At 68.0% G+C, this 15501-nt stretch carries 13 protein-coding genes; 12 read left to right on the forward strand and 1 reads right to left on the reverse strand.

Translation table 11 applies throughout. From position 1 onward, the window contains the following. The first annotated feature begins 89 nt into the window (after positions 1-89). The 12 genes from C5E10_RS05745 to rbfA all read left to right on the forward strand — a co-directional run bounded on the left by C5E10_RS05745 (position 90) and on the right by rbfA (position 13455). Positions 90-1427, forward strand: coding sequence for an RIP metalloprotease (locus tag C5E10_RS05745; protein WP_181062662.1), 1338 nt, complete (start codon positions 90-92; stop codon positions 1425-1427). Between the two features lie 123 nt (positions 1428-1550). After that, positions 1551-2555 carry an AAA family ATPase gene (locus C5E10_RS05750; RefSeq protein ID WP_374953485.1) on the forward strand — a complete coding sequence of 335 codons (1005 nt, stop codon included), beginning with the start codon at positions 1551-1553 and terminating at the stop codon, positions 2553-2555. Between the two features lie 2 nt (positions 2556-2557). Further along, a complete protein-coding gene (locus tag C5E10_RS05755; RefSeq protein ID WP_104330821.1) occupies positions 2558-3454 on the forward strand; it encodes a DUF58 domain-containing protein in 897 nt (298 codons plus the stop codon). Further along, positions 3441-3929, forward strand: a complete 489-nt coding sequence (locus C5E10_RS05760; protein WP_104330822.1) for a hypothetical protein — start codon at positions 3441-3443, stop codon at positions 3927-3929. Before C5E10_RS05755 ends, C5E10_RS05760 begins: the two co-directional genes overlap by 14 nt. Next, entirely contained in the window at positions 3920-4915 is a 996-nt protein-coding gene (locus C5E10_RS05765) for a VWA domain-containing protein (protein ID WP_146080172.1), read from the forward strand. Before C5E10_RS05760 ends, C5E10_RS05765 begins: the two co-directional genes overlap by 10 nt. After that, positions 4912-5898, forward strand: a complete 987-nt coding sequence (locus C5E10_RS05770; RefSeq protein ID WP_104330824.1) for a VWA domain-containing protein — start codon at positions 4912-4914, stop codon at positions 5896-5898. The genes C5E10_RS05765 and C5E10_RS05770 overlap by 4 nt, the downstream gene beginning before the upstream one ends. Continuing rightward, the gene (locus C5E10_RS05775; RefSeq protein WP_104330825.1) at positions 5895-6617 is read left to right on the forward strand and encodes a tetratricopeptide repeat protein; all 723 of its coding nucleotides are present in this window, start codon (positions 5895-5897) and stop codon (positions 6615-6617) included. The genes C5E10_RS05770 and C5E10_RS05775 overlap by 4 nt, the downstream gene beginning before the upstream one ends. Before the next feature lie 84 nt (positions 6618-6701). After that, positions 6702-8480 (forward strand): proline--tRNA ligase, encoded by a 1779-nt coding sequence (locus C5E10_RS05780; protein WP_181062663.1) that lies wholly within the window; start codon positions 6702-6704, stop codon positions 8478-8480. Between the two features lie 109 nt (positions 8481-8589). After that, entirely contained in the window at positions 8590-9609 is a 1020-nt protein-coding gene (nusA, locus tag C5E10_RS05785) for a transcription termination factor NusA (RefSeq protein ID WP_104330827.1), read from the forward strand. A 1-nt stretch (position 9610) separates the two neighbouring features. After that, positions 9611-9895, forward strand: a complete 285-nt coding sequence (locus tag C5E10_RS05790; protein WP_104241475.1) for a YlxR family protein — start codon at positions 9611-9613, stop codon at positions 9893-9895. A gap of 96 nt (positions 9896-9991) precedes the next feature. Then, positions 9992-12865 (forward strand): translation initiation factor IF-2, encoded by a 2874-nt coding sequence (gene infB / locus C5E10_RS05795; RefSeq protein WP_104330828.1) that lies wholly within the window; start codon positions 9992-9994, stop codon positions 12863-12865. A gap of 155 nt (positions 12866-13020) precedes the next feature. After that, positions 13021-13455 carry a 30S ribosome-binding factor RbfA gene (rbfA, locus tag C5E10_RS05800; protein WP_104330829.1) on the forward strand — a complete coding sequence of 145 codons (435 nt, stop codon included), beginning with the start codon at positions 13021-13023 and terminating at the stop codon, positions 13453-13455. Positions 13456-13497: 42 nt separating this feature from the next. On the opposite strand, the gene C5E10_RS05805 is transcribed toward rbfA, so the two are convergent. Next, positions 13498-15414: a 2-dehydropantoate 2-reductase gene (locus C5E10_RS05805; protein ID WP_104330830.1), complete on the reverse strand. Its 1917-nt coding sequence runs from the start codon at positions 15412-15414 to the stop codon at positions 13498-13500. Between the last annotated feature and the right edge of the window lie 87 nt (positions 15415-15501).

A 15501-nucleotide genomic window follows, 5' to 3' on the forward strand; every position in this document is an offset into this window, starting at 1 on the left:
CATGACCCGCATCGACGGCAGCCCCCGGCCCGGCGGCCAAGGCGGATCGACAGCAAGAGGGCGGCTCAGCAGGTCTACGCTTGACCCCCGTGGAATCTGTCTTGCTCTTCATCGTCGGCGTGCTGGCCGCAGTCATCGGCCTCGCGGCGTCGATCGCGCTGCACGAAGTGGGCCATCTCGTGCCCGCCAAGCGCTTCGGCGTGCGGGTCACGCAGTACATGATCGGCTTCGGGCCGACGCTGTTCTCCCGTCGACGTGGCGAGACGGAGTACGGAGTCAAGGCGATCCCGCTCGGCGGCTACGTCGCGATGATCGGCATGTACCCGCCCGCCAAGGCAGGCGAGGCCGCTCGCACGGGCGGCACCGGGTTCATGTCGAGCATGATCGACGACGCCAGGCTGGCTTCCGCCGAGGGAGTCGAACCCGGCGAGGAGGCGCGCACCTATGCGTCTCTGCCCGTCTGGAAGCGCATCGTCATCATGGTCGGCGGGCCCGCCATGAACTTCGTCATCGCCATCCTCGGATTCATGATCGTGTGCTCGGGGTTCGGTCTCTACCAGCCATCGACCACGGTCGGCTCGGTGTACGAGTGCGTCGTCGCCGCCGGCGCGGTGGCGCCGGCCGAGGGGGAGCCCTGCGAGACGCCCGCGCCAGCGTTCGAGGCCGGGCTCCTGCCTGGGGACACGATCACGAGCGTCGACGGCGTGCCCGCGGACAACTGGGACGTGCTGCAGGACGCGATCCGAGTGAGTCCAGGGGCCTCGATCTCGCTGGGCGTCGAGCGGGCCGGTGAGCAGCTGCAGCTCGAGCTCACTCCCCGGGTGAACACCGTCTACGAGCTCGACGAGCTGACGGGAGCGCGCGTCGAAGCCGCAGATGGCTCCTACGTGACCGAGGAGGTCGGGTTCGTCGGCATCACTCCAACGCAGGAGCGCACCCGTCAGTCGCCGCTCTACGCGTTCACGATGGCTGAGGCGAACGTGCGCGCCGTCGGGAACTTCCTCATCACCATCCCGGAGCGCATCGTCGAGATGTGGAACGCCGGATTCGGGGGCGCCGAACGAGACCCGAACGGGCCCATGAGCGTCGTCGGAGTCGGACGCATCACGGGGGAGGTGGCCGCGGAGACGAGCATCCCGGTCGTGGACAGGGTCGCGACGATCGTCCAGCTGGTCGCATCCGTCAACATCGCGCTCGGCGTCATCAACCTGGTGCCATTGCCGCCGCTCGACGGCGGTCACGTGCTCGCAGCCCTCATCGACGGGATCCGTCGTCGCCTCGCGAAGCTCTTCGGACGCCCAGACCCTGGCCCCTTCGACACCGCAAAGCTCCTGCCGGTGACCTTGGTCATCGCGGGGTGCCTCATGGCGATGAGCGCGCTGTTCATCTACGTTGACATCGTCAATCCGATCCGGCTGTTCGAGTAGCCTCCGGATAGCTGAACGCGGGGGATGGGCGAGATCATTACGCTTTCCCTTGGAAAACACTGAAGTGCACGAGGCGAGATCACAAGAGTCGGCAGGCAGACCCCGCCGCAGGAAGAAGGATCCGTGACGATTGTCGGCGGTCAGCAGCTCAAGCTCAGCCAGCAGGAGCTCCAGGAAGCGGGCAGGTCCATCGGTGCCGTCTCGCGGGCCTTCGCCCACAAGGTCGTGGGCCAGACGCAGCTCCGCGAGACGCTGCTGGTCGGGCTCATGTCTGGCGGACACGTGCTGCTGGAGTCGGTCCCCGGCCTCGCGAAGACGACGGCGGCGCAGACGCTCGCGCAGTCGGTGCGCGGTTCCTTCAGCCGCATCCAGTGCACCCCCGACCTGCTCCCGTCCGACATCGTCGGCACCCAGATCTACGACGCGGCCGAGCACCGCTTCTCGACGCAGCTCGGGCCCGTCCACGCGAACTTCGTGCTCCTCGACGAGATCAATCGCTCGAGCGCCAAGACCCAGTCGGCCATGCTCGAGGCCATGCAGGAACGCCAGACCACCATCGGCGGCACGCTCTACCCGCTGCCGGACCCGTTCCTCGTGATCGCGACGCAGAACCCGATCGAGCAGGAGGGAACCTACGTCCTGCCAGAGGCGCAGCTCGACCGGTTCATGCTCAAGGATGTGCTCGAGTACCCGAATCCCGCAGAGGAGTCCGAGATCCTGAGGCGCATCGATGAGGGTGTGTTCGAGCACGGCGAGCCCGCCGCTGTCGATCTGCAGGACGTCACTCGCCTGCAGGACCTCACTTCCCGCGTCTACGTCGACAAGGCGATCACGGAGTACATCGTTGGCCTCGTCTACGTCACCCGCCACGCAGGCGAGTACATCGCGCCAGAGCTCGCACGCCTGGTCGAGGTCGGCGCCTCCCCACGCGCCTCAATCAACTTCGCCAAGGGCGCGCGAGCCGTCGCGCTGCTGCAGGGGCGCGACCACGTGGTCCCAGAGGACGTGCGCAGGCTCGCGCACCGCATCCTCCGCCACCGCATCATCCTGGGCTTCGAGGCGGATGCCACGGGTGTCCGCGTCGAGCAGATCATCGACGCCGTGCTCGGGGCTGTCCGCACTCCGTGACCATGGCAAGCGAGCGACCCCTCCTCTCGAAGGTCAAGTCGAAGATGTTCCTGCACGCGCGACGGCGCGTGCTGCACATGCTCGACGGTCAGTACTCGTCGCACCTGCGTGGCCGCAGCATGGACTTCGACGACCTGCGGGAGTACGTCCCGGGTGACGAGATCAAGGACATCGACTGGAAGGCGAGCGCAAGGACGGGTCAGCCGCTCGTGAAGCGCTATGTCGCCGAGCGGCGGCACCGGGTGCTCTTCGCAGTCGATGGCGGGCGCAACATGGCGGCGCTCTCGGCGAGTGGCGAGCCGAAGCGCGAGGTGCTCGTCTCCGCCCTCGGCATCCTCGGCTACCTCGCCATCCGGCACGGCGACGAGGTGGGGCTCGTCACGGGCAGCTCTGACGGCATCAGGCAGCTGCCGTTCCGCAGCACGTCGTCGGCGCTCGAGCGGATGCTGCACGCGGTCTACGACGGCGTGGGCCTCGGCGCGGCCACGAGCGATATGAATGCGATCCTCGAGCGGGTCCGCCTCACGGTTCGTCATCGGGCGCTCCTCGTCGTCATCGCCGACGAGTTCGACTGGGACGAGGAACGAGCTGCCCTCGTCCGTCGTCTTGCCGCGCAGCATGAGATCGTCTGGCTCCAGATCACGGATGCCGAGCCGCACCTCCGAGGGAGGCGCGGTGAGCTGGCATTCGATGTCGAGGGCAACTGGGCCATGCCGAGTCTCTTCGGCGGCGACCGGCTGCTCGAGCGAGAGTTCGAGTACGCGGAGCAGAAGCGCACCATCGAGATGGAGCAGACGTTCGAGGCGAACGCGGTCTCCTACGCCGAGGTCGCGAGCGAGCAGCAGGTCGCTCCGGTCCTCCTGGCTCTCCTGAAAGCGAGGGCGAATGTTCGCCGCTGATGTGCAACCGCCAGAGGGGACCGTCATCCCCGTCATCGACTATGCCCAGTTCTGGCTGGTGCTCGGGTTCCTGATCCTCGCGGCCATCGTCGCCTACTACTTCCTCGCCGTCTACCTGACGCGTCCGAGGCCGCCCAAGGCCGCGCCAGTGCTCCCGCCGGCCAGGCCTCCCGTGCGTGCGCTGCAGCAGGAGTACCTGGAACGTGTGGACGAGGTGGCTGCGAGGGCGGCAGCGGGGGAGCTCACTCCCCGCCGAGCCCACGCCGAGCTGAGCGTGCTGGTCCGCGGCTTCGTCGCGGCTGTCTCGACCGTGCCAGCAGACAAGATGACGCTCACCGACCTCAGGCGCACGGAGCTGCGCGGTGTCTCCCACACGGTCGGCCAGTACTACCCGATGGTCTTCGGGGCGCACGATCCGAGTGGTGCTGAGGCCGGCGTGGCGGCGGCGCGGGAGGTGATCGCGACGTGGCGGTAGCGATGTGGTGGCTGAGTCTCTCCCTGATCGCGGCCGCGGCGATCGTCGCGGGTGTCGCCTGGTGGAGGATGCGGAGGAAAGGCCAGGTCAACGCGATCCCGGTCGCGAACTCCCGGCGTCTCACGAGACTCCCGGCCTACCGTCGCGCGGTGGCTCGGTACTCGAGCCTCATGACCGCGGTCGGTGTCGTGCTCGCGATCCTCCTGGCGGTGACGAGCGTCGCAGCGGGCCGCTGGGTCTACCAGCGCGTCGAGTCCCCGGAGAAGTTCAACAGGGACATCGTCCTCTGCCTCGACATCTCGGGCTCGATGGTGGAGTACGACGTCGAGGTCCTCGATCGGTACCTCGAGATGCTTCCCGGCTTCGACGGGGAGCGGATGTCGCTCATGCTGTGGGATGCAACCGCGGTCCAGCTCTTTCCCCTGACCGATGACTACGCCTTCGTCGAGACGCAGCTGCAGCAGGTCCGTGATGAGATGGAGTCCGCTTCGGGCGGATCCAACGCCGAGTACTCCTTTGCCCAGGGCACGCAGAGTGCGGCAGGCGCGTCGCTCGTGGGAGACGGACTCGCGTCCTGTGCGATGACCTTCGGCGAGTTCGATCCTGCGGCCGATGACGGCCGGTCGCGGTCGATCATCTTCGCGACGGACAACGCCGTCAACGGGGATCCGCTCGTCTCGTTCCCCGAGGCGGCGGAGTACACCGAGGCGCGTGGCATCACGATCTACGCGCTCGACGCGAACCAGTTCGAGGACGCGTTCGCGGACCAGTTCCGGACGACGGTCCTGCAGGCGGACGGGAGCTATTTCAAGCTCACCGACCCCGCGAGCGTGTCCGGCATCGTCGACCAGATCACGAGCGAGCAGACCTCGCTCATGGTCGGTCAGCCCCAGCTGCTCATCACCGACCGGCCGAATGTGTGGCTCATGCTCATGCTGGTGTTCGCGTCCATCTACGTCGTGCTCGCCTGGAGGCTCCGACTATGACCTGGAATCCGATCCTCCCCGCGTTCGTCCTGGTCCTGCTCGGCATGGCGCTGCTCGGCTTCTGCGTCTTCGCGCTCGTCCGGGCAGCAGACCGACGTCGGCGAATAAACTGGGCGCTCCGGCTCGCTGCGTGCGCGCTCGTCGTGCTCGCGGCGTTCCGTCCGGGCATCGGGAGCGCCTCGGCGCCGAACCTCGAGAGCGACGTGGACGTGCTGTTCGTCGTCGACACGACGGCGAGCATGGTCGCTGAGGACTGGGACGGCGCGCCGAGGCTCGACGGGGCAAAGGCGGACATCTCGGCACTCGCGGCGGCTCACGAGGGCGCGCGCTTCGGGGTGGTCACCTTCGATGCCGCCGCCGTGCAGCGACTGCCGTTCACCGCGGATACGACGGCGCTCGACTCGCTTGTGCAGACGCTTCGTCCTGAGGTGACGCAGTACTCGCGTGGCAGCTCCATCTCGATTGCGGAGCCGCTGGTCGAGGACGTCCTCAAGGCCGCGGCTGAGGCCGAACCCGAGCGGGCACGCATCGTCTACTACCTGGGCGACGGCGAGCAGACCGCCGACACCGAGCCGGACTCCTTCCGAGGGCTGGCCGGGTATCTCGCGGGGGGTGCGGTCCTCGGCTACGGGACGGAGGCGGGTGGTCCGATGAAGGAGACCGCAGGCACGCTGGATACCGGTGAGTCGAGCTACATCGTGGATGCGCAGGGCCAGCAGGCGCTCTCGGTCATCGACCCGGCGGCTCTGCAGACCATCGCCGACGATCTCGTGGTGCCGCTCGAGATCCGCGAACCGGGTACCGAGGTCGTCGCCGCCGATATCGACAGCAGCCGGGTGACGCAGACGGGTGGGAGCGCGGAGACCGCGTTCGAGGTGTACTGGATGCTCGCGGCAGCGGCGTTCCTCCTGCTGCTCCGTGACGTCTGGGAGTCCATTCGCCACTTCATCGAACTGAGCAGGGCAAGGGGAGGTTCCGCATGAGTCGACGCACCAGGACCCCGCGATCTGCGCTTCCGGACGCGGCCAGAGCCGCGAGGCGCCGTCGGCGCTTCATCGTGTTCAGCATCCCGTTCGCGCTCCTCGCGGCCGCGTTCGCGACGAAGCTCATCAGCATGTCGGTGATCGCTGATCGGACGGTGTCCCTCTACTCGGAGGCCGACTACGAGGGCAGCATGAACTCGGCGCAGCAGCAGAAGTTCGTCAACATCCTCGAGAGCTGGAAGGCCCCATACAACACGGGCACTTCGATGCTGCAACTGGGGCTGCTCGATGAGGCTCGGAGCGAGCTCGAGACAGCGCTCCCGATGGCAGAGCCGCCTCAGCAGTGCCCGATCCGCGCCAACCTCGCGATCACGATCGAACGCCTGGGCGACGCGCGGCTTGCGGCAGACGACAAGGCCGGCGCCGTCGCCCTCTGGCAGGAGGCGCTTGCCGTCGTGGATGCGCGTGACCCGAGCTGCGCCTCCACCGAGTTCGAGCCTCCGACGACCGAGTCGACCGAGCGCATCCAGCAGAAGCTGCAAGAGCAGTCCGAGGCGCAGGAGCCGAACGAGGGGGACAAGCCCCCGGAGTCGACGCAGTCGCCCGAGATGACCGAGCTCGAGGAGAAGCTGGAGCAGAACCAGCAGGATCGGCAGGATGAGCTCGACCAGGAGCGCGGCGAGACCGAGGGCGATTCGTCGTACGACAAGCCGTGGTGAAGCATGGCCGCGCCGCTTTCGGCGCGGCCATGCCCCCGACCGACGAGCCAGCGCACGGCCTCGTGCACGACTAGCATTGGCCGGGTGACTACTCGCCTCTCCAAGCTCTTTGTCCGCACCCTCCGCGAAGACCCCGTCGACGCCGAGGTCGCAAGCCACAGGCTCCTCGTCCGCGCCGGCTACATCCGTCGTCAGGCGCCTGGCGTCTTCGCGTGGCTGCCGCTCGGCCTGAAGGTGAAGCGGCGCATCGAGCAGATCGTCCGCGAGGAGATGGAGGCCGCCGGCGCCCAGGAGGTCCACTTCCCTGGGATCCTGCCCGCGGACTTCTACGAGGCCACCGGGCGCCTCGACGACTTCGGTGACGGTATCTTCCGCCTCGAGGACCGGAAGGGCGCACCGCTCGTGCTGGCGCCCACCCACGAGGAGGCCTTCACCCTCGCGGTCAAGGATCTCTACTCGTCCTACAAGGATCTGCCCCTCGCGATCTACCAGATCCAGGACAAGTACCGCGACGAGGCACGGCCCCGCGCCGGCCTGCTGCGCGGCCGCGAGTTCACGATGAAGGACGCCTACTCGTTCGACATCGACGATGCCGGGCTGGATGTGAGCTACCAGGCGCAGCGGGATGCCTACGAGCGCATCTTCGACCGCCTCGGTCTCGAGTACGTCATCGTCGCGGCCAACGCAGGAGCCATGGGCGGCTCGCGCAGTGAGGAGTTCCTGCACCCGACGCCCGTCGGGGAGGACACCTTCGTGCGCTCGCCGGGCGGCTACGCGGCCAACGTCGAGGCCTACGCGGCACCGACCCCCGCGCCGCTCGATGCGGCCTCCGTCGGCCCTGCCACGGTCTTCGATTCGCCCGATACGCCGACCATCGCGACGCTCGTCGCGCATGCGAATGAGACCGTGCCGAAGATCGACGGCCGCGACTGGACTTCCGCGGACACGCTCAAGAACGTCGTCATCGCCCGCCTGAACACGGATGGCAGCCGGGACGTCGTCGTCGTCGGCATCCCCGGTGATCGAGAGCTCGACCTCAAGCGCCTCGAGACCGCACTGCAGCCTGCCGAGGTGGAAGCCGCGACGGCGGAGGACTTCGCAAAGCACCCCGGTCTCGTCCGCGGCTACATCGGCCCGTGGGCCGCCGAGGGGCAGGTGCTCGGCGAGGAGTCGAGCACGGGTCTGGCCTACTTCCTCGACGAGACGGTCGCCGAGGGATCGAGCTGGATCACCGGCGCGAATGTCGCGGGCAAGCACGTGCACTCGCTGGTCGCCGGTCGCGACTTCACGGCAGATGCACGGGTCGGGGCCGCCGAGGTCCGCGATGGCGACCAGGCCCCCGACGGCAGCGGCCCCATCACGACGGCGCGCGGCACCGAGATCGGGCACGTCTTCCAGCTCGGCCGCAAGTACGCGGAGGCGCTCGGGCTCAAGGTGCTCAACGAGCAGGGCAAGCTCACGACCGTGACGATGGGCTCCTACGGCATCGGCGTGACCCGCAACCTCGCGCTCATCGCGGAGGCGAACCACGACGACCGTGGCCTGATCTGGCCGGAGCAGGTGGCTCCGTTCGACGTGCAGATCGTCGCGACGGGACGCAACGAAGAGCCCTTCGCCGTGGCGGAGGAGCTCTCGGCCGCGTTCGATGCAGCTGGTCTCGACGTGCTCTACGACGATCGCAAGAAGGTCTCGCCCGGCGTGAAGTTCGGTGACGCCGAGCTGCTCGGCGTGCCATGGATCGTCATCGCGGGCAAGGGCGCAGTCGACGGGCAGGTCGAGCTCTGGAACCGCCGGACGAACGAGCGCGACGCGGTCTCCAAGGACGACGTGCTCGAACTGCTGCTGTCCAAGCGCGGCAACTGAGCTCACTGCGGGATGGGGCCTCGGCTCGCCCCATCCCGCGTGCCCGACGGGGAGCTCTGTGCGCCAGCATGCGGTAAACTCGTTCTTTCATCTGAATAGAGGGAGCGCCATGAAGATCGACCTTGCTGTCCTGAGGATTCTCGAGCGAGAGCGTGAGATTCCATTCGAGGAGCTTGCCAGCATTCTCGAGCAGGCGATCCTGACCGCGTACGAGAAGCACGTGTCGCAGGAACTCGGCCAGGACGTGCCGCCGGCTTCGACCCGCGTGCACCTCGACCGCAAGAGCGGTGAGGTCAACGTCTTCGTGCCGGAGATGGACGACGAGGGCGAGATCATCGGCGAGGCCCAGCTTCCGGCCGACGACTTCGGACGAGTGGCCGCGTTCGCTGCCAAGCAGGTCATCAACCAGCGCATCCGCGACATCGGCGACGACAAGGTCCTCGGCGAGTTCAGGGGGCGTGAGGGCGACATCGTCGCTGGCGTGATCCAGCAGGGGCCGAATCCCCGCATGATCCACGTCGATCTGGGAACGGTCGAGGCCATCCTGCCGCCTGAGGAGCAGGTGCCAGGCGAGGACTACTCCCACGGGCGTCGCCTCCGCGTCTTCGTGACCAAGGTCGAGCGTGGCAGCAAGGGGCCGCAGATCACGGTCTCGCGCACCCACCCGTCGCTCGTGCGCAAGCTCTTCGCGCTCGAGGTGCCGGAGATCGCGAGCGGCGTCGTCGAGATCGTCTCGCTGGCGCGCGAGGCCGGACATCGCTCGAAGATCGCCGTGCGCGCCACCCAGGAGGGGATCAACCCCAAGGGGGCCTGCATCGGCGAGCTCGGTGCCCGCGTTCGTGCCGTGACCAACGAGCTCGGCGAGGAGAAGATCGACATCGTCGACTACTCCGACGACCTGCCGACGTTCGTGGCGAGCGCCCTCAGCCCGGCCAAGGTGTCGAGCGCGTTCGTGATCGACCGCGCGACGAAGGCAGTTCGTGCCCTCGTTCCCGACTTCCAGCTGTCGCTCGCGATCGGCAAGGAGGGGCAGAATGCGCGCCTCGCCGCCAAGCTCACGGGGGCGAGAATCGACATCCAGCCCGACTCGATCCTCGAAGACGGAGACGAAGCGCGCGCAGAGGGGTAGTATGTCGTCTGTACGAACGTGCGTTGGGTGCCGTTCGCGCTCAGAACGAAGTCAGCTCCTCAGGGTTGTGCTTCGTCAGGGAAGCCTCGAAGTCGATATCTCGGCGAGTCTCCCCGGGCGCGGAGCCTGGATCCATCCGACCGCGGAGTGCACCAAGCTGGCGATTGAGCGGCGCGCATTCCTGCGGGCCTTCAAGACAGGCAAGGTGGACACCGAGGCGCTCAGCAGGCACGCGAGCACATTGGAGCAGGGCGAACGCACTGCTCCGACCACGAGAAAAGGCTGATCGGACCATGGACAACTCATGAGTGACTCACGATGAGGCACATCCGACTTTTTTAATGGTCCGCTCCTATCTGGGCGGGCCCCAGACAGGAGAAAAGTGGCAAAACCACGCGTACACGAAATCGCCAGCGAGATGGGCGTCGATTCGAAGACCGCCCTCAAGACTCTTCAGGACATGGGCGAGTTCGTTAAGAGCGCTTCGTCGAGCGTCGAGCCCCCCGTGGCCCGTCGCCTTCGCGAGGCACTGAAGTCCAACGCCGCAGGCGGCGCGCAGCCTCAGGCTGCTGCTCCCGCGGCTTCAAAGCCGGGCGCTCCGCGTCCCGGCGGAGCGACGCCGTCGAGCGTGCGTCCGGGCAGCAAGCCAGGCCCGTCAGCTCCCTCTGCACCGGCAGCCCCCGCCGAGCCGGCCAAGAAGGCTGCTCCAGCAGGCTCGTCGGCCCCGACTCCCGGGCCCAAGCGCAAGCCCGAGCCAGCTCCCGCACCGGCTCAGGCAGCTCCCGCCGCGCCTGCCGCTGCAGCGGCTCCCGCCGCGCCGGCCGCACCCGCGGCAGACGCTGGTGACGCAAAGCCGAGCGCGCAGCGTCCCGCTGCCCCCGGCGACGCGAAGCCGGCTCAGGCCGACGGTGGCGCAAGCCCCTCGATCCCGCGTCCCCGTGGGCCTCGTCCAGGACCGCGTCCGGGCAACAACCCCTTCGCGTCGAGCCAGGGCATGGGCCGATCGCGCCCGGGCAACAACCCGTTCGCTTCCAACCAGGGCATGCGCCCAGGTGGCGGAGCAGGCGGCGGACCCCGCCCCGGTGGCGCAGGCGGGCCTCGTCCGGCGAGCCCAGGCGGACCCCGCCCGGCAGCTCCGCGCCCAGGTCAGCCCCGCGTGCTCCCCGGAGCTCGGCCAGCAGGTGCAGGTCGGCCAGGCGGCCGTCCGGGTGCCGGCGGCGCCGGCGGCGGACGTCCAGGTGGCGCCCCCGGTGCAGGTGGCGGCTTCGCTCCACGCCCAGGTGGCGGCGGCGGTCGCCCAGGTGGCGGTCGCGGTCGCGGCTCGACCGCTGGTGCGTTCGGTCGCGGTGGCGGAAAGTCGAAGGCACGCAAGTCCAAGCGGACGAAGCGCGCAGAATTCGAGATGCGGGAAGCCCCGAGCGTCGGCGGCGTCAAGGTCCGTCGCGGAGACGGCAGCACGCCGATCCGTCTGCGTCGTGGCGCCTCCATCTCGGACTTCGCTGAGAAGATCGACGCCAGCCCCGGCGACCTCGTGACCGTGCTGTTCCACCTCGGTGAGATGGCCACGGCGACGGAGTCGCTCGACGAGGCGACGTTCGAGGTCCTCGGTGAGGAACTCGGCTACCGCATCCAGATCGTCAGCCCGGAAGACGAAGACCGTGAGCTCCTCGAGGGCTTCTCGATCGACCTCGACCAGGAAGCCGAGGACGAAGGCGACGACGTCCTCGAGATCCGGCCGCCGGTTGTCACCGTCATGGGTCACGTCGACCACGGAAAGACGCGCCTCCTCGACGCGATCCGCAACGCGAACGTCGTCGACGGAGAAGCGGGCGGCATCACGCAGCACATCGGTGCCTACCAGGTCTGGCACGAACATGAGGGCATCGAACGCGCCATCACGTTCATCGACACGCCAGGTCACGAGGCCTTCACGGCCATGCGTGCCCGTGGTGCCCAGGTCACCGACATCGCGATCCTGGTGGTCGCGGCGGACGACGGCATCATGCCGCAGACGGTCGAGGCGCTCAACCACGCTCAGGCCGCCAACGTGCCGATCGTCGTCGCAGTGAACAAGGTCGACAAGGAAGACGCGAACCCGTCGAAGGTCCGCGCACAGCTGACCGAGTACGGACTCGTTGCCGAGGAGTTCGGCGGCGACACGATGTTCGTCGACGTCTCTGCCCGCAACAACGTCAACATCGACAGCCTCATCGAGGCCGTCCTGCTGACTGCAGATGCTGGTCTCGACCTGCGCGCCAACCCCAACAAGGAAGCGCGCGGTATCGCGATCGAGGCGAAGCTCGACAAGGGACGCGGTGCGGTTGCGACCGTGCTCATCCAGTCGGGAACGCTCCGAGTCGGAGACCCGATCGTGGCCGGCACGGCCTACGGTCGCGTCAGGGCCATGCTCGACGAGAACGGTCAGGTCGTCACCGAAGCTGAGCCGTCGCGCCCAGTCCAGGTGCAGGGCCTCTCGAGCGTTCCTCGTGCAGGCGACACCTTCATCGTCACGGAAGAGGACCGCACCGCGCGTCAGATCGCCGAGAAGCGTGAAGCCGTGGAGCGCAACGCCAGCCTGGCGAAGTCCCGCAAGCGCATCAGCCTCGAGGACTTCACTCGTGCACTCGAAGAGGGCAAGGTCGAGTCGCTCAACCTCATCATCAAGGGTGACGTCTCCGGTGCCGTCGAGGCACTCGAGGAGTCGCTGCTCAAGATCGATGTGGACGACTCGGTGCAGCTGCGCATCATCCACCGCGGTGTCGGCGCCATCACGGAGTCCGACGTCAACCTCGCCACGGTCGACAACGCCATCATCATCGGCTTCAACGTGCGCCCCGACACGAAGGCGCGCGAGCGCGCCGCTCGTGAAGGTGTGGATGTCCGCTTCTACTCGGTCATCTACGGGGCACTCGAGGACATCGAGAACTCGCTCAAGGGCATGCTCAAGCCCGAGTTCGAAGAGGTCCAGTCGGGTGTCGCGGAGATCCGCGAGGTGTTCCGCTCCTCCAAGTTCGGAAACATCGCCGGATGTATCGTGCGCAGCGGAACCATCACCAGGAACGCGACGGCTCGCGTCATCCGCGACGGCATCGTCATCGCGGACAACCTGGCGATCGACTCGCTTCGTCGATTCAAGGATGACGTCACCGAGGTCCGCACGGACTTCGAGTGCGGTATCGGGCTCGGCAAGTACAACGACATCCAGATCGGTGACGAGATCGAGACGACCGAGCTCGTCGAGAAGCCTCGCGTCTAGCTGTTTGACCGAGTCGCTGCGCTGAGCTGGTCTCAGCACGGACTCGCGGGCGGGGTCCTGGCCAACTGGCCGGGGCCCCGCCTTCAGCTGCTGAGCAGTTTCGACACCGCAGACGCATTTGACGCTCTGCACCAGCACACGAGAAAGTAGCCATCATGGTCGATCATTCACGGGCACTGCGACTCGCAGACCGCATCAAGGTCATCGTCGCGAAGACGCTCGAGCGCGGCGTCAAGGACCCGAGACTCGGGTTCGTCACGATCACCGACGTCCGCGTCACCGGGGACCTCCAGCACGCAACCATCTTCTACACGGTCTACGGCGACCAGAAGGAACGCCGCGACACCGCGGCGGCTCTCCGGAGCGCGACGGGCATGCTGCGCACGGAGGTGGGCAAGAACATCACCTCTCGCCTGACGCCGAGCCTCGAGTTCGTTCCGGACGCGATCCCCGAGAACGCCGACGCCATCGCTGCGTTGCTCCGCGAGGCGCACGATCGTGATGTGGCGTCGGCGCAGCAGGCGAAGACCGCGAGCTACGCTGGCGACGCCGACCCCTACGAGAAGAAGGACGAGCCAGAGGAGTCCTGACCCTCAGCTCCGCAGCTTGGGCGCTCGCCGGCGACTGGACGATCAGTCGCCGGCGAGCGCTATCTGCGCCTCAGCTCTGCGCACGATCAGGCCGTCGCTCTGCAGTGAGGAGATGGCGCGTTCGAAGCGGGCTTCATCGAGACCTCCCGGGGCGAGGTGGCCGCGGAGGAACTCGATCTCCACGCCACCGGGGATGGCCCTGAGCTCTCTGAGGACGAGGCCGCGCATCTCGCGGTCCGAGCCAGCGAACTTCGCCTGGCGCTTCCTGACCGCGCTGGAGCGTGGTCGCCCGGCCGCGAACCAAGCGCAGCCGGCCACGATCGGGCACACCTCGCAGTTCGGCCGTTTGGCCGTGCACACGAGGGCGCCGAGTTCCATCGATGCCGCGTTCCAGAGGTTCGCTGACCGCGTCTCGCCCGGGGAGACGGCTGTCATCTCCGCCGCGTCTCGGACGGCCGACGGACCCCACGGGGTCTCTTCGCCGAGGAAGGCGCGGGACAGCACTCGTCGCACGTTCGTGTCGACGACGGGTTCGGGCACACCGTGGGCGAAGGACATGACGGCCGAAGCCGTGTACGGGCCGATGCCGGGAAGGGCGAGGAGCGCATCCCGTGTGCTCGGCACGGCGCCGGCGTGCTCGGCCGTGATGGCGCGTGCGCAGGCGAGGAGCCAGAGCGCTCGCCGCGGGTAGCCGAGGCGGTCCCAGAACCTCAGAACCTCAGCCTCGGATGCCTCCGCCATCGCGCCTGGCGTCGGCCACCGCTCCATGAAGTCGAGCCATTTGGGTTCGACGCGCGCGGCCTGAGTCTGCTGCAGCATGGTCTCGCTCACGAGCACTCCCCACGGGGTGGTCGCCGGCGCCCGCCACGCGAGAGCGCGCTGCTCGCGAGCGAACCAGTCGTTGACCGTCGACGTCAGGACCGTCCTCCGCAGCTCGGCGGGGGAGAGGCTCGGTTCGCCCTGCTCGATCCCGTGGACCAGCGAGGTGAGCGCCGCGTTCACCGGGGTGGGGACGCCCTGGGCGAGCCCGTGGGCGACGACGGCACCATTGAGCGCGTCGATCTCCGTCGCCTCACCGCGGCGGATGCTCTGCAGCGTCGACGCGTAGTTGGGGGTCGCTCCGAACGCGGCGGTGAGCTCCACGGCGAGCCGGGTGTTGCGAGCAATGGTGGCCTCGGCGTCCTTCGGCACGGAACGCGCGAGTGTCGCCAGCGTCTCGTCGAGCGGCCCGAGGGCCTCGAGGTGCGCACCCTCGGCTGCTGCCACGGCGAGCAGCTCGCCGATGCTCGCGGCGAGGACCGCCGACAGATCGCCGTCCAGGCCGGTCTCCTGCACGCTGGCGCCGGTCACGGCCGGGATCGCGTTGACCTGGTTGATGAGCAGCTTGCTCCACTGCGCCGAGCGCAGGTCTCCGGTGACGACGCAGTGGACGGCTGTCTCGAGCGCTTGTGACGCCGCTGTCAGCCCGTGGGTGTCGTCGGGGGATGCGGCTCCGAGCATGAGCAGTCCGGACGCGGTGGCTTCGATCTCGTCGGGTGCCGGCCTGTTGACGGCGAAGGTGGCGAGGCCGCCGACGACGATTCCCGACCGCTGTTCGTCGGGCACGACCGAGAGCATCCGCTCGAGCGTCGACACTCCGTCGAGGCCGTTCTGCACGAGCACGGTGGTGGTCGCGGCAACGATTGGCAGGTGGGGCCTGACGGCGTGCTGAGTGTCCTGCGCCTTGACCGCGACGAGCACCAGGTCGAATGCTCCGCGGAGAACGGAGACCTGTTCGAAGGTCGCGCTGTGTTCCCCGAAGGCGCCCCGGAGCACGAGTCGGCGTTCATGTGCCAGCTCGGCTGACGCGGGCTCAGCCGGAGACCGCCGTGAGGCGAGGACGACCTCGTGGCCCGCCCTCTCCAGGAGGAGGGCCAACGTGCCGCCAACAGCACCGACCCCGATGACCGCCACTCGCATCCTGTTCTCTCCTTCGCCCGTCCCGAACCAGTCGCATCCTCCGGTCGTCGCCGCGCTCGACGACCGGGAACGAGCCTACGGGCACCA

Origin of the sequence: Pseudoclavibacter sp. RFBG4 (assembly GCF_002931515.1) — a bacterium.
Lineage (GTDB): Bacteria > Actinomycetota > Actinomycetes > Actinomycetales > Microbacteriaceae > Pseudoclavibacter.